Annotated in this window: 10 protein-coding genes and 1 riboswitch; of the genes, 3 read left to right on the forward strand and 7 right to left on the reverse strand. The window is 60.1% G+C overall.

The genetic code is table 11. The features are described 5' to 3' along the window. Positions 1-71 precede the first annotated feature (71 nt). The gene (locus SFUM_RS17400; protein ID WP_011700166.1) at positions 72-1286 is read right to left on the reverse strand and encodes an MFS transporter; all 1215 of its coding nucleotides are present in this window, start codon (positions 1284-1286) and stop codon (positions 72-74) included. 204 nt (positions 1287-1490) lie between these two features. Next, positions 1491-4076, reverse strand: coding sequence for a DEAD/DEAH box helicase (locus tag SFUM_RS22060; RefSeq protein ID WP_167321372.1), 2586 nt, complete (start codon positions 4074-4076; stop codon positions 1491-1493). Between the two features lie 353 nt (positions 4077-4429). On the opposite strand from SFUM_RS22060, the gene SFUM_RS17410 reads away from it, so the two are divergent. Beyond that, the gene (locus tag SFUM_RS17410; RefSeq protein WP_011700168.1) at positions 4430-5746 is read left to right on the forward strand and encodes a UDP-glucose dehydrogenase family protein; all 1317 of its coding nucleotides are present in this window, start codon (positions 4430-4432) and stop codon (positions 5744-5746) included. A 163-nt stretch (positions 5747-5909) separates the two neighbouring features. Here the strand turns inward: SFUM_RS17410 and SFUM_RS23835 are convergent, their stop codons facing one another. After that, positions 5910-6143, reverse strand: coding sequence for a hypothetical protein (locus SFUM_RS23835; RefSeq protein WP_167321295.1), 234 nt, complete (start codon positions 6141-6143; stop codon positions 5910-5912). Between SFUM_RS23835 and SFUM_RS17415 the strand changes: the two genes are divergently transcribed. Beyond that, entirely contained in the window at positions 6108-6836 is a 729-nt protein-coding gene (locus tag SFUM_RS17415) for a glutaminyl-peptide cyclotransferase (RefSeq protein WP_244148127.1), read from the forward strand. The two genes, SFUM_RS23835 and SFUM_RS17415, sit on opposite strands and share 36 nt — an antisense overlap. Positions 6837-7000: 164 nt before the next feature. Then, positions 7001-7088: riboswitch (cyclic di-GMP riboswitch) on the forward strand. A gap of 175 nt (positions 7089-7263) precedes the next feature. After that, positions 7264-8151, forward strand: coding sequence for an HDOD domain-containing protein (locus SFUM_RS17420; protein WP_011700170.1), 888 nt, complete (start codon positions 7264-7266; stop codon positions 8149-8151). Between the two features lie 293 nt (positions 8152-8444). Here the strand turns inward: SFUM_RS17420 and SFUM_RS17425 are convergent, their stop codons facing one another. The 4 genes from SFUM_RS17425 to SFUM_RS17440 form a co-directional block, all read right to left on the reverse strand. After that, complete coding sequence (locus SFUM_RS17425) at positions 8445-9956, reverse strand: B12-binding domain-containing radical SAM protein (protein WP_011700171.1); 1512 nt, start codon at positions 9954-9956, stop codon at positions 8445-8447. Then, the gene (gene mtgA / locus SFUM_RS17430) at positions 9956-10762 is read right to left on the reverse strand and encodes a monofunctional biosynthetic peptidoglycan transglycosylase (RefSeq protein ID WP_208597071.1); all 807 of its coding nucleotides are present in this window, start codon (positions 10760-10762) and stop codon (positions 9956-9958) included. The genes SFUM_RS17425 and mtgA overlap by 1 nt, the downstream gene beginning before the upstream one ends. 104 nt (positions 10763-10866) lie before the next feature. Then, positions 10867-12675, reverse strand: coding sequence for a diphosphate--fructose-6-phosphate 1-phosphotransferase (locus SFUM_RS17435; protein WP_011700173.1), 1809 nt, complete (start codon positions 12673-12675; stop codon positions 10867-10869). A 235-nt stretch (positions 12676-12910) separates the two neighbouring features. After that, complete coding sequence (locus tag SFUM_RS17440) at positions 12911-14452, reverse strand: SDR family oxidoreductase (protein WP_011700174.1); 1542 nt, start codon at positions 14450-14452, stop codon at positions 12911-12913. Between the last annotated feature and the right edge of the window lie 220 nt (positions 14453-14672).

The raw sequence follows: 14672 nt of genomic DNA on the forward strand, positions 1-14672 counted from the left end.
CGTGTGACTCCCTGAAACACAAGCCCGAGGTCTTCCTCCCCTTCGGCAGCCCGTCGTATCGCCGTCGCGCGTCAAGGTTCCTGAAGTGGAACCGGTCGCCGGCCCGCCGTCCGGACAAGGCCGCCGAGGGCGAGGATGCAAAACACCGCGCCGGCATAGAAGGTGTATGCCGCGCCGAGACGATCCCAAAGCAGTCCGGCCAACACGCTTGCCAGCAGCATCGCCAGTCCGCTCACCAGGTTGAAAAAGCCGTAGGCTGTGCCGCGCAGGTCCGGCGGTGCCGTATGCGCGATCATGGTCGCGAGCAACCCCTGGGTCATGCCCATGTGCACACCCCAAAGGCCGATACCCGCAAGCATGACCTCCCAGTGATCGCTCATCGCCAATAACAGGTCGGCCCCGATCAAAACGAGCAATCCGAGTGCCAGCAGTTTTGTGTGGCTCACATGATCGGAAAGCTTGCCGAATGGGTACGCAGACAACGAGTAGATGACATTCATCACCACCATCGCAAGCGGCACGAAAGCAACCGGAATGCCGCCCTGTTGGGCTCGCAGGACGAGGAAAGCCTCGCTGAAACGTGCCAGGGTGAACACCGCGCCGACGCCGACCACCCACCAATAAGCGCCGCCAAGACGGCGCAGGTTCTCCCCGCGGATCGGATTGCCGCGCTTGTCGCCCGGATGACGTGCCGGCTCGTGAAGGCCGAGGAACAGGAGCGCGACCGCCATCAGACCCGGAATCGCCGCCACCCAGAACACGGCACGAAAATCGTTCGCCCATAGGAGCATCAATACGACCGCCAGCAACGGGCCGACAAACGCTCCCACGGTGTCCAACGACTGGCGCAGGCCGAATGCCGCACCGCGCAAGTGGGGCGGTGCGATATCGGCAACCAGCGCATCGCGCGGCGCACCGCGCACCCCTTTGCCGATCCGATCCAGCATGCGTGCGGTGAACACAAGGTCGATGCCGGATGCAATCGCAAACAGCGGCTTGGTCAACGCGCCAAGCCCATAGCCCAACAGGGCCAACCCTTTGCGCTTGCCGAGGTAATCGCTCAACGTCCCCGAGAATACCTTGACAATCAGCGCCGTGGACTCGGCGAGCCCCTCGATCACGCCGACGGCAAAGGCGCCGGCCCCCAGCGCCGTGACCATGAACAGGGGCAGCAGGCTGTGGATCATCTCCGACGAGATGTCCATCAGCATACTCACGAAACCAAGAACCCAAATCCCTGTGGGAATATGACTCGACGTGATCTTGACGCTGCTGGTGACTTGCATGCCGGCAACTCCGTTAGCGATCGAGAACGAAGAATAAATATTAGCTCATGAAAGGATTGGCGAGTCAAGCCCCTTCGCCCTCAGCCGGAAATCATGGAGTCAACCGGGCGTGAGCCGGTGTGTGAGTCTCATTTGAAATACTGCAGCGCCGCGGCATCTCCCGGGGAGAGGGCATCATGCGGTCAATCGGACGGGGACGGCGGGCTATTCGACCAGCACGGGTTCCCGGAGAATCAGCTCGATGGCGCGACGGGCGGCGGCGGCCAGGGATGGGTGTGTCTCCGAGAGGGACTCGATCTGCCGGAGGTGATCGGCGGTCCGCAGGATGAGCATGGCAAGGTCCCCTTCATCCATGCCCGAGATTTCCCTGACGGTCTGCCAGGACGATCCTCCGGCCCAGTGATAGACGGTTGCCGTAGCCCAGAAGGGCATGGGGGGAACGGAGAAGCCCTCGGCCTGGAGTCTTTCCCGCAGAGGCTGGAGACTGTGCAACATGCGGAAAAAAGGCTTGGCCAGACCCGGGAATTTCCAGACCAGCGAGGAGAGCTGGATGTCCCCGTGCCTTTCCCGGTCCATGACGAAAGGCGCAATGAGGGCACCCAGCAGTTCGGGGTCTTCGGCGGGGAAAGCGTTGCGACGGATCCCTTCTGAGATGAGCAGCGGCTGGTCCAGCCTGAGTTTCGATGCCCAGGTGCCGTCACGGGTGAGCCGCCCTGCGGCGTCCACGTATCCTTCATCCCCGAGGAGACGGAGGTGCTTGAGGAAGGATTGCCAGAGCTGATCCTGGATGGTCAGCACGCGTGCACGGTATTCGAAGTGGCGTTGCAGCGCAGCGGTGAAAGGGTGGGAAGTGCCTTTCAGACACGGGGCGAAGAGCGCGCACGTGCCGCAGGGCAGCGCCGCCAGTTGAACGGTCAGCTCGTTGATCTCGCGCACCGCGTCCGGGACGGGCATTGTCGGCTCCCCCTCGGGCCGGCAGCGCATCGGGCGCGGCGGATGCTCGGTCGCTTCGAACATCAACGCCTCCCATTCCTGCCGGTTCTTGAGGGAAGGCAGGGGCGTGATGAGCTCGCCCAGGTCCATGATGCGATGGAAGACCACGTGATGGGTCCGTACGTGGTCCCTGCGAAAGCGCAGGGGCTCCGCCAGCCGTACCGCTTCGACGGACCTTCGGGAGATCTGGGGATGTGCGACCGCAATATAGGGGGTACCCCGCCTGCTGCGAAATACTCTGCCCGGAACCAGCAATGATCCCATGGAACCGGACGTCGTTTGCCTCCTCAGGTTTTTCTTGGCTCTTCGCCGCATTTCCCTCAACGCGTCGTATCGAGGGCGAATCTCGGCGAGTTGTTCCACCGATCCGCACGCCGTTTCGGGAATATATTTATCGAGTTCGATGCGCGCCTCATCGAGTTCCCGCGAGATGTCTTTTTCGCGATGGAGGTTCTGAAACGTGGCCAGGGACGCGCCGAACAGGGTGCGTATTTCCTCGGGAGCGTGGGAGAGAAGCAGGTTCAGGACCATCGAATGGTTCACCCGAATCTGACTGGTGATCGGATTCGGGGGGCTTTTCAGCAGATCGTGGATCAGTTGGGGGTTCTGGAAGGGTCCGGGAACGACGAGCGCAAAACCGATTTCATCCATTCCGCGCCGTCCGGCTCGGCCGGTCATCTGCAACAGGTCCGTGGCGGTGAGCTCGAGGAATTCCCTGCCGTTGAACCGGTCGCTTTGCAGGACGACAACCGTGCGCGCGGGGAAGTTCACTCCGGCAGCCACCGTGGATGTCGAGAAGATGGCCCGCAGGTGTCCCTGCTGCATGAGTCTTTCAAGAAGGAGCTTCCAGTGCGGCAGTTGGCCGCCGTGGTGCGCCCCGACCGCGGTTTCCCGGAGGATGGACAGGTGTTGGTGGTTTCTGAGAAACGGGAACGAGTCGAGGAGCCCGCTCAGCCTCCTGTGAAATTGTTTCACCTCTTCCGATTTGCGGCGCGGCGCCCCGCACAGGGAGATTGCCCGGTCACAATCGGCCCTCGACTTCAGAAAGAAGATCGCGGGGAGGAGATTGGCGCGGTCCAGCACCTCCATAAGCCCGGGGATATTGGGGAATTCGTTCCGTGAAAACGACCCGGGTTCCACGCCGCGAATCTTTGCGAACAACCCGCGCCGTGTCCCCAGGGGAGTCAGCTCGCCCGACGGAAAGACAAAGAGGGGGAAAAGCGGGACGGGTCTCTCCTCGGTGTTGACCCAGGAGCAGGGGGAGCGGCGCAGCCACTCGAGCCATGCACAGATATCCCCCGCATTTTCGACGGTGGCCGAAAGCAGGAGCAGCTTCACGCGCGGAGGCAGGTAGATCAGGACCTCTTCCCAGACCACTCCGCGGTCCTCGTCGCCGAGATAGTGGGCTTCGTCGAGCACCACCAGGTCGACCTCGAGATCTTCTCCCCGGTGCATGGTGTCGTAGAGTTGATTTCGCAGGATCTCGGTCGTTCCCACGATTATCGGGGCCTGCGCATTTTCCTTGCGGTCCCCGGTGAGTATTCCCACGTTCGATGCGCCGAAATCGGCTATAAACTCTTCGTATTTCGAGTTCGAAAGCGCTTTCAGGGGGGATGCGTACCAGCTCTTGCCGCCTCGACCGAACACTTTCCGGATCGCCTCGACGGCGATATAGGTCTTTCCGGCCCCGGTGGGCGCGGTAACCAATACATCGGAAGCGTCGAGCTTCTCCAGCGCCTGCAACTGAAACGGATCGGGAACGAACGGTTTGGGCTCGGGAACCCCTATCTTCTCCAATATACGTTGGAGGCTGCGGTGAATGTTGAAGGAAAACGGCCGCTGACGCTCTTTCGCAACGAATTTGCGGGGGGATCCCCTTCTCGTTCTCCTGCGGTCAAATGAACCGTGCGCGTCGATTCCCAAGGTTCCCCCGACATGGATGCATGATTGGATGCTCAATTATGGTATTATCGTCCAGAAAGGCGCTGAAGCCAAGAGATATGATCCGAAAGGACGTGCGTCGCTGCGAGCGGCCATGTCGGCTCTTGTAAGGCGCTTCGGAACTTGTTAAATATGCGGGCAAATCGAACGTGCTCGCGCGGGCACGAGGATTTGTCCACGTTTGGCTCAATTGAAGGGATTGGAACAAGATGAGAATCGCCGTGATTGGAACCGGGTACGTGGGGCTGGTGAGCGGTGCGTGCTTTGCTGAATTCGGACACGAGGTCACCTGCATCGATAACGATGAAGCGAAGATCGCCCGTCTTGAACAGAGAGAAATACCGATTTATGAACCGGGGCTGGATGTCCTGGTGAAAAAAAACCTCGAGGCCAACAGGCTTGTGTTCTCGACGGGGTATAGCCCGGGAGTGCCCGAGGCCGAAGTGGTCTTCATTGCGGTGGGGACCCCCGCATCCCGCAGGGGGGACGGTTACGCGGATCTGAGCTTCGTGTATGACGCGGCGCGGCAGTTGGCCCCCTTTTTGAGCGACTACACGGTCGTGGTGAACAAAAGCACGGTGCCGGTTGGAACGGCGCGCCAGGTGGCCAGGATCATGTCGGAGGCGAATCCCACGGCGACCTTCGACGTGGCGAGCAACCCGGAGTTCCTGAGGGAGGGTGCCGCCATAAACGATTTCATGCATCCCGATCGGGTCGTGATCGGCGTGGACTCCACCAGGGCCGAGGAAGTCCTCAAAGCGGTCTATCGCCCATTGTACCTCATCGAGACCCCTTTCGTGATAACCAGCATAGAAACGGCCGAATTGACCAAGTATGCCGCCAACGCCTTTCTGGCCACCAAGATCAGTTTCATCAACGAGGTGGCCAACATCTGCGAAGAGATCGGAGCGGATGTCCAGGATGTGGCAAAAGGGATGGGCCTCGACGGGCGAATCGGGAAGAAGTTTTTGCATGCCGGCCCCGGCTACGGCGGCTCCTGCTTCCCGAAGGACACCCATGCCCTGCTGCGCATCGCGCAGGAAAACGGAGTGACTTGCCGCATCGTGGAAGCGGTGGTCGAAGTCAACGCGGCTCAAAAGGCCAGGATGGCCAGGAAAATAAGGAAAGCCCTGGGCGGCGATGAGGGGGGAAAGACCATCGCCGTGCTGGGCCTCGCATTCAAACCCGAAACCGACGACCTCCGCGACGCTCCCGCCTTGACCATTCTTTCAACGCTGCTGGAGCATGGAGCCCGATTGCGCGCTCATGACCCCCAGGCAATGCCGGAGGCGGCGAAGGTTCTTCCCGGAGTGAAGTATTGCTCGAGCCCGTACGAGGCTTGTGAAGGTGCGGACGCTGTGGTTCTCCTGACCGAATGGAACGAGTACCGCGCTCTGGACCTGATGCGCATCAAACAGTCGCTCAAGCAACCCATATTCATAGACCTTCGCAACGTTTACAGGCCGAAGGCGATGGCTCAGCTCGGTTTTGCCTACCACAGCGTGGGAAGAGTGAAGGTTGGCTAGCGGGATCGCTCCTCATTCATCGTTCAAGAAACGGCCTCCCGTCTTTTCGAACGGGAGGCGCAACGTCGAAACGGCCCGCAGGGCGGCCGGGCTGCTGATCGTGCTCTTGAGCGTGCTTCTTTCCGGTCCTCCCGAGACGGGGTTTCCCTGCCCCGATTCGGCTTCAGGATTGCACGACGCCGGTTCGACCGGAAATGAGAGGGGCGGGAATAAGCTTGGCCGGGGCCGATCCTGCGACCCAGGAGAAGCGTTGCGCGTCCGCCCGGCCGCTCTCCCCACGGTCCGCCTCCCCGGTCTCGACCCGGGCCTGGGCGACCTCCTCCACGCACAGCGGTCCCGTATTCACGGTTCTCGATTGCCGGTGTATGATGTTGCAGTCGTTCGGGAATTTCCGCATGATCCCGGCGCATTCACTCAAGGTTTGACCTTTTCTCACCGATATTTGTATGAAAGCACCGGGTTGACCGGAAAGTCGAGCCTGCGCAGGGTGGAACTCGAAACAGGGCAGGTCGCCAAGTTCAAGCCGCTTCCCGGGATAGTGTTCGGCGAGGGATTGACCGCCTGGGCAGACAAGCTGATCGTGCTCACCTGGCGGACGGGCGTCGGGTTCGTGTTCGACCGGGAGTCCTTTGAGCAGCAGGGTGAATTCACGTATCCCACGGAGGGATGGGGGATCACTCACGACGGCAGGGAACTGATCATGAGTGACGGCAGCGCGAGGCTTTATTTCCTCGACCCTCAGACCTTTTCGGAAACACGGCGGATCGAGGTTCGCGACGACAGGGGTGCGGTGACGCGACTGAACGAGTTGGAATTCATCAAAGGGGAGATTTTTGCCAACATCTGGTGTGAGGACGTGATCGCGCGAATATCCCCCGACACCGGACAGGTTCGGGGATGGATCGACTTGCGTGGGCTGCGGGACCGGCTGGGTCAGTCGCATTCGGCCGAGGTGCTCAACGGCATAGCCTACGATGCGCAGGGAGACCGCATTCTCGTGACGGGCAAGTTGTGGCCCAAGCTCTTCGAGATCAGGATCGTCGCCAGAAGCGGTCGTTCCGCGACGGATTGCCGCGTTGCGCGGCGATAGGCCGATCGGGGCGGGTGCGGTGCGCGTCCGGAACGAGAAGCGTCGAGAGCGCAGCCGATGAGAGAGCGGAGGAAAGGAATACCGGTGATACAGAGTGCCTTCCGAGGGGAGCGGCGGTGACCGGTGATCTTGACACGGTGAGAAAAGGCTGATTAAATGCTCATGTTCGATAATGGCAAACTGGTCGAAAGACCGGGACGCAAAGCCACTGGCCTAAGTCCCCTCTGAGGATACGGTAGCAGGGTCGCCGGGCGCTCTTATATAATGAGCGGTGGGAAGGTCTGTCCTCGTAACCGCACGCTCTGCCATGTGCTCCACCCGCCATCTCTCGCTCCGACCTCTCTGTTGTACAGGCGGTTACCCGACGTCCGGGAAGAAAGCTGGATAGGGTTCGCGTCCGGATGCGAATTGTTGACAGGAGTGAAAGATGATTCGGGAACTCGATGAATTTGAAGTCAAAGCGCTCCACTACGAACTCCTTCTCAAAGACATCATCGCTACTGCGGAAAAACTGCCTGCCTTTCCCTCCACAGCCTGGCAGGTCATGTCCCTGATCAAAGGAACGGGATCGAACGAAGAAATCGAACGACTGATCAAGAGTGATCCCATCATTTCTTCAGGAGTGCTTGCTCTGAGCCAGTCGGGACATTACGGTCGCAATTTTGCCATCGGTTCTCTCCTGGATGCCGTCCTGGTCCTCAAGGGTGAGAAGCTGATCGAGATGATCCTGGCTGCCAGCGCCTCGCGCTATTTTGCCGGGGAAATCTCCGGCCAGGAAATGCATCATCGCCGGTTGTGGCTCCATTCGGTCGCCACGGCCCTGACAGGCGAAAGACTGGCCCGCGTGCTCAATCAAAAGAAGCCTCTGACCGTTTATACGGCGGCACTTCTCCACGATGTCGGAAAGACGGTGCTCGATCTGTACGCGAAAATCTACCTTCACGCCAGTCTCAAGCAGCTCAAGCAAAGCCATTCGAAGTTGATCGACATCGAAAAGAAGGCCCTGGGTGTGAATCACCAGGAACTGGGAGAGTTGATCGTTCGACGCTGGAAGTTTCCCGCAGACGTGGTTTCCGCGGTGGGAAGCCATCATACCCCGGAGGCCGCCCCCTACGAGCAGCACATTGCGGCCACCGTGTATGCGGCCAACCGGATCGTGAACGCTTTCGATCAGGATGATGTCGCAGACGGCCCCTTCGACCCGGATAACGATCCCATTTTCCAGAAGCTCGGCATCAACGATATCATCCTCAAGCAGATGCAGAACCAGCTCGAAGTGGACATGGACGACATGAACATGTTCCTCCTGACCTGATTTCACCGGGCTGCGGCCAGTGCCGGAAGAGGGCGTTCCAGGCTGCCGGCAACGGGAGAAAAAGGCTCGAATCCGCGCCCCGCACAATTCGAGCCGCGATCATGCCGTCGTGCTGTTCGACAAACGCTCCGCACACGGCAGACCCCTTCTCGTCCCCGCGCAGGGTCCCCCGACGCGGCGCCGCCGAAACAGCTCAAATCCCCCAGCAATGATCTTTGAAACCGAGTCCCGTTGCCGCGTTGACGGCGCACCGGGGAGTCGCCCCCCGAGCCGCGGCGCAGGAGGGATTCCCATCACCGACTGCAAAAAAACGGCGCATGGTTGGAGGTAAAAAACGGCGGATCGTTTCTCAAGATGCCTGCGACGGCGGGGTGCCGCTTGAATTCCTTGTCAAGAAACCGTCGTACCGCGCTCCGGTCCCATCCTTCCGGATGTTTGAAACCCGTATAGAGAGAAAGGTCGCCCTCGTAAGGCAGCAGAGTGTCCATCCGATCGGTTTCCGGGCCGTACACCGGCAGATTGAATATGGCGAGATTCAGGAAGCCGATCTCAGCGGAGTGCCGGACGGTGAATTCGAGGGTCCGGCGGGCTCGATGCAGATTCTCCGAGGGCGTGCCGAACAGAAGGTACACGTATGTGGAGACGCCCGCGGCATGGAGCGAACGGAGGACGCGGGAGGCGGTCTCGAGATGGATGCCCTTGCGTTCCCGGTCGATCACTTCCTGGTCTCCCGATTCAATCCCGAGTTTGAGCAACACGCAGCCGGATTTCTTGAGCGCGCGGCAGAAATCGATATCGGCCAGGTGTTCGGTGATTCGTGCGAAGCCGTACCACGGCGTTCCCGGCGGCCGGCGCACGATGGCCTGCATGAGGTCCGGGCTGACGGCGTTGTCCAGCAGGTGAATGAGGTCCGGTTGCATGACGCCGACGAGGGATTGGAGATCGTCGAGCACCCTCCCGGGCGGGACCGGGACGTAGGGGGTATTTTCCGCGCGCTCGGGGCAGAAGGAACACTTGCTCCAGTAGCAGCCGCTCGATGCGCTGTAGGGCAGAACGGTGCCGGGAGAAAGGTAGTCACCGAGCGGGAGATGGCCGAAGTCGGGGAGTGAATGACGGTCGTCCGGCTTCTCCATGCCGGCCAGAGACAGCAGGACACTTTCGCCGGGCCCGGCGACCAGGTGATCCACCAGTCCCGCAAAAGGATTTCGCCATCCCGGTTTTCTGGCCCACGAAGTGACCAGTCCACCGCCGATCGCCAGTTTGATTTCCGGCCATCGTTTCCTGAGAAAGCCGATCATGGCGAACGTGCATAACGCCTGGCTCAGGAAGTTGAGGGAAAATCCGACCAGGAACGGCCCGTTCGCCTCGACCGCATCCGACAGTCTACGACTGAAATAGGGATAGAACGGATTTCTCTCGGGGCTTTGCGCCGCTTCGAGCAAGTCGTCGCTGCAAACCGGGGAAAGCCCTTCCTGCTGAAAATTCGAGAGATTTGCCCTTGCAACGGGGGCTGCCGCCGTTTCCACCAGCCGGTTGAGGTCCATGACCGTTCGTTTGTAACGATCCAGGTTGAGACGGCATTCCCGGCTCCTCATGAATCGCAGGTTGGCGTCACGATTTCGGACGGCGCGGGCGGTCCACTTGTCTCGTGCGTTCGAAGGTCGCTGAATGGATGCGAGAATGGATTCGACATTCAGGTCCATGACCGCGCAGCGTATGCCGTGCCGTTTCAATGCGCCGGCCAGCCTGGCGACACCCGGCGGCGGCTCGCAGGGTTTCAAGACGGGAGGATGAATCAGTAACATTATTTCGCTGCATACCCCTTTGCGGGTTTCTCGGAGGAGGGGCGGCCGAGCTTTAGAGCATCCAGCGGTTTCGTGCCGAGTTGCCGCATTTGCCGCAGAATCCAGTTCTTGCGGTGCAGAATATACGAAGAAGGGGATCTGGCCGAGTAGATCGACGGATTGGGGAGGATCGCGGCCAGCAGGGCCGCCTGGTCTCTGCTCAGTTCCCGCGCGCTCTTCTTGAAATAGGTCAGAGCGGCGGTTTCCACTCCGTAGATGCCGTCTCCCCATTCCGCCGTGTTCAGATACACCTCGAGAATGCGCCTCTTGTCCCAGCAGAGCTCGATGACCACGGTGAAATAAGCTTCGAGTCCCTTCCGGATGAGGCTCCGTTCCTGCCACAAAAAGAGGTTCTTGGCCACCTGCTGGCTTATTGTGCTGGCCCCCAGCAACCGTTTTCCCGTCCGGTTCTGCCGGATCGCTTTTCTGATCGCCTTGAAGTCAAACCCTCGATGCGTCGTAAAGCTCTGGTCTTCGGCGGCAAGCACGGCCAGTGCGATATGGGGGGACACGCGGGTCAGAGGCACCCATCGATGCCGGATCTTCTGCTGCCCGCCCGCGGAAAAAGCCCCCCGCACTCGCTCCTGGACCATGAAAGAGCTGAACGGCGGGTCAACCCACTTCAGCAGGACCACCAACAGGATCGAACAGCCCACGGCGAGAAAGACCATCGCGCACAGGAGCCGGATGAAGGACCTGACCCTGGCGATTACGGGACGCTTGTTTGAGGGCGGGGAGCCTTTGCCGCCCTTGTAGACTTTCAGCAAAATCGCCCTCTGCCTCACACCGATGCAACGCCGAAACGGGACCCGGACCGTTCGGAACCTGCGTGGCCCGTGCTGCGCTCAGCCCACTCTTGCGACGTAACCCTTTAAAGCTCCTCGGACGTGATCCGATGTTCTTCCCCCAGCTCGAAGTCCCGGAAATCCGGGTAGTCCTGGTCCAGTGCCACGCAAAGGGGCAACTGCCTGCTTATGGGCCCCCAGTGCTGAATGGGACCCGGGCTGTTGAAGCGGTCTTCCGCCGCCCACTTGTCCCGGTTTTGTGCGAATGCTTTGAAAGCGGGAGAATCCAGGCTCACGAGAGATTTCTCGATCACCATTTCCTCCTTGCCTTTCCGCATTTCAACGGTGATCAGACCGGCCAGCGGGAGGGCCAATACCTTGCCTCCCCTGTAAAATTCGGTGACGGCGGCCATATACCCGCTTTTCCCGGAGAGGACAAGGGAGCCGGCCGTCAGGCCCAGATTGAATGTGAACGAAGCGTCAAAAGAGGTGGGCTTGGCGCTGCGTCCCTCGTATCCCAGAAAGTGGGACTGAACGGAGAGGGCCGTGCCCTGGATCTTCTCGATCTGTTCCGGCGTGGCGTTGATCTTCCCCGGACCCTGCCCGAAAAACTTGTCCGGATGTCTCTTCACTTCCGACATCTTGTAGCGGATCTTCTCGATCAGCAGTCTCTCGGTTTCGATTTGTGAGACCTTCACGTTGCCGTGGTCGTCACGATCGAGGATGAGCATTTCCTCAATATCCTCGGGAAGAGAAGCCATGAGCTGCGCCGACTGGGGGGAGAGCAGCGGGTAGATGAATTCCTGTTTGTTCTTCAGGGTCGGCAGGTCGCGAATGTCCTTCTCGTATTCGCCAAGGACACTGTTGAGTTCCTGGATCAGCGTTCTCATCTCGGGAATGAATTCTATCAGTCCTTCCGGGACGAGGATGACGCCGTGGTTTATCCCTTTGAGCCGGCGCTCGGTGATGACGCGAACGATGTGATCCACGATATCGTCAAGCGACATGTTCTTCTCGGCGATTTCTTCAGATATCAGCGCCACGGCGGGTCTCGTCTGCAACGCGACCTCCAGGGTGATCTTACTTGCCGTCCGTCCCATCAGTTTCACGAAATGGTAGTATTTGACCGCCGAAGCCGCGTCTTGCGTAAGGTTGCCGACCAGTTCCGAATAGATCTTCGTCGCGGTGTCGTAGCCGAACGAGATGGGAAGGTGAGCGCCGACGGCCAGGTCCCCGTCGATGGTCTTGGGGATGCCGATGACGCTGCATTTGATCCCTTGTTCCTCGAGGTATTCGGCAATGTAGGCGGCGTTGGTGTTGGAATCGTCCCCGCCAACGATCACCAGCCCGTCCAGCTTGTTCCGGAGAACGGTGTCTTTCACCTTCTCAAACTGCTGAGGGGTCTTGATCTTGGTCCGGTCGGTGCCGAGAAAATCGAAACCGCCGGTGTTGAGGCGCGCCTGGATGCTTTCCGTGGTGATTTCGAAGAGCGCCCCATTGATCAGTCCCTTCGGGCCCTGCTTGACCCCGAGTAGAGTGTTCCCGCGCCCGAGGGCCGCCTTGAGTCCGGCGATCACGTTGTGGCCGCCGGCGGCGGGGCCTCCCGAAAACAGCACGGCCACTCGTTTCCCGGTTACCTTTGAGGGCAGCTCGGAACTGAATGCTTCAAGCACACAATATCCGTGCCCGGCTGTGGTTTTCGGAAATATCTCCGCCATGCGCTCCGGGTTTTTGCACCGGACGGCACAGTCGGTTTCCCGAAAGGCGGCGGGTCGTATTCGACCTTTTTCGTCCAAAAAGACCCGGCATACCTGGATGGGCAGTTCCCGCACCGCATTTTCGAAAGGCGAATGCGTACCCTCCATCTGACTGAGCTTCGCAATCAATTCCTGCATTCTTCTTCCCCTCCTGCGTCGTCGGTGACCGGGAAAGCTCGATCCCGGTTGTCCTGGAGTTTCATAAGTTCAACAAATCTTTATATCACTACCGCGCCCGCCATGGAAGCCCTCGTCAACATCGACCTTTCACTCAAGTCCCTGCCCGAATCTTCGCCCCCGCGGTTTCCGTTTGCACTTCCCGCCCCTCTCGATCGTTCCGGTTCGATGGGCCGAGAGGCCGTCCGGCACGGTATCAATGGTCGCGGGGGTTGATCCCGCAAGGCCGGTGGATTCGCGGAGTGAATCGCTCGGGGCCCTTGACGATGGGTTTCCCGGTTTTCTTGGCGGTGTTGAAAACCATGCCGCCGAAGAGCCATTCGTGGAAGAGAAACAAACCATACCAGTAAACAAGCCCTGCAAGGCCGCGCGGCACAAATCTCGACAGCTGCTCGAGCTCGGTCACCCCCTCTCCTAAAGGAGTGATCTTGAATTCCAGAATGGCTTCCCCCGGGGTCTTCATCTCCGAGAGGAGCACCAGATGATGAGGCGCCCTCGCATCGAGTACCCGGTAGAAATCCAGCGCGTCGCCCGTATGCAGTTCCGTCGGATCCCGCCTTCCCCGGTTCATCCCCGTGCCGCCGACAAGCCGATCCACCCAGCCCCGCAAAGACCATAACGGGTTGGCGAAGTACCAACCGCTCGGCCCCCCGATCTTACTGATCGGCTCCCATATTTCCTCCGGGGTCGCCCTCAGTTGAATCCGGCTTCCGCATTCCAGGATCGTCCCGCCTGAGTAGTCGGCATCCCCGCAATAAGTCCACTCCGGCGGGCGCATTTCGCCGGCATCGGTCCAGCAGGTTTCGATGGTGTGCTGTTCAACCCGTTTCACGGCCAGTTCGATGGTCTCGCGGCAGGTGAGAAGTCTCTGGGGGATGATATGGTGAATTCGGGTGTCCCCGCAAACGACCTCGTTCTGCAGACCCTCAGCCAGGGGCAGCGCGATGGAAGAAGGGATCGGCGTCATCATATGTATCCAGAAAGCGCTCATGTGCGGAGTGAGAAAGGAAATCGGAATAATCACTCTTTTGGGCAACCCGCACACCTCGGCGTATATCTGGATGAGGTCTTCGTAGGTGAGCACGTCGGGCCCGCCGATGTCGAACGTCTCGCCTCTTGAGGCCTCCTGTTCGAGGCATCCCTGAAGGTAATGAAGGACGTTTCGGATGGCGATGGGCTGCACCAGGGTACGCACCCACGGCGGGGTGAGCATGACCGGCAGACGTTCCACCAGGTATCGGAGCATTTCGAACGATGCGCTGCCGGACCCGAGGATCATGGCTGCGCGCAGGAAGGTCACCGGAACGGGTCCGGATTGCAGAATCTGCGCAACCTCATGCCTGGATTTCAAGTGCTCGCTCAATGCAGGATCGTCTTTGCTCCCCAGTCCGCCCAGGTAGATGATCCGGTCGAGCCCCGCGGCGGCGGCGGCTACAACCATGTTGCTCGCACCGGTGCGGTCCGCCTGCGGAAACTTCCCCGAGGAAGCAGACACCATCGAGTGAACTAGGTAGACCGCGGCCCGGCATCCCCGTGAGGCGTTCTTGAACGATTCGAGATCGAGAACGTCGCCTTCGACCGCCTCGAGGAGTGAATGACCTGACCAGGGACGACACTTGAGCTTCTCCAGGTTCCTGACCATCGCCCGCACGCGATAGCCGGCCTCGAGGAGTCTGGGGATCAGGCGGCCTCCCACGTAGCCGGTGCCCCCGATGACAAGCACGGGTTTGGTCTTCATCAGATGCGTTCTCCCCCGCATGAAAACGTCGGAACAGCCGGGCAGGCGTTTCCGAAACGCCCGGCCTGCAACGTTTTCTCCTGATTGACATTGCTTGCGAAAAACTTAGTATGGTGTAGTCCGACACCACAATGTATAGCGGTGCGCCGAAGAGTCAAGAAGAACGACGTTCAACGACGCGATGCCGCATTGGGCGGCCGCGCCGGGGAGAACTCCCGAA

Source organism: Syntrophobacter fumaroxidans MPOB, from assembly GCF_000014965.1.
GTDB lineage: Bacteria > Desulfobacterota > Syntrophobacteria > Syntrophobacterales > Syntrophobacteraceae > Syntrophobacter > Syntrophobacter fumaroxidans.

Coding starts and splice junctions, on each gene's coding strand:
- SFUM_RS17400 (WP_011700166.1), bottom strand. CDS start 1,286: ATGCAAGTCACCAGCAGCGTCAAGATCACGTCGAGTCATATTCCCACA.
- SFUM_RS17410 (WP_011700168.1), top strand. CDS start 4,430: ATGAGAATCGCCGTGATTGGAACCGGGTACGTGGGGCTGGTGAGCGGT.
- SFUM_RS23835 (WP_167321295.1), bottom strand. CDS start 6,143: ATGCGGAAATTCCCGAACGACTGCAACATCATACACCGGCAATCGAGA.
- SFUM_RS17420 (WP_011700170.1), top strand. CDS start 7,264: ATGATTCGGGAACTCGATGAATTTGAAGTCAAAGCGCTCCACTACGAA.
- SFUM_RS17425 (WP_011700171.1), bottom strand. CDS start 9,956: ATGTTACTGATTCATCCTCCCGTCTTGAAACCCTGCGAGCCGCCGCCG.
- SFUM_RS17435 (WP_011700173.1), bottom strand. CDS start 12,675: ATGCAGGAATTGATTGCGAAGCTCAGTCAGATGGAGGGTACGCATTCG.
- SFUM_RS17440 (WP_011700174.1), bottom strand. CDS start 14,452: ATGAAGACCAAACCCGTGCTTGTCATCGGGGGCACCGGCTACGTGGGA.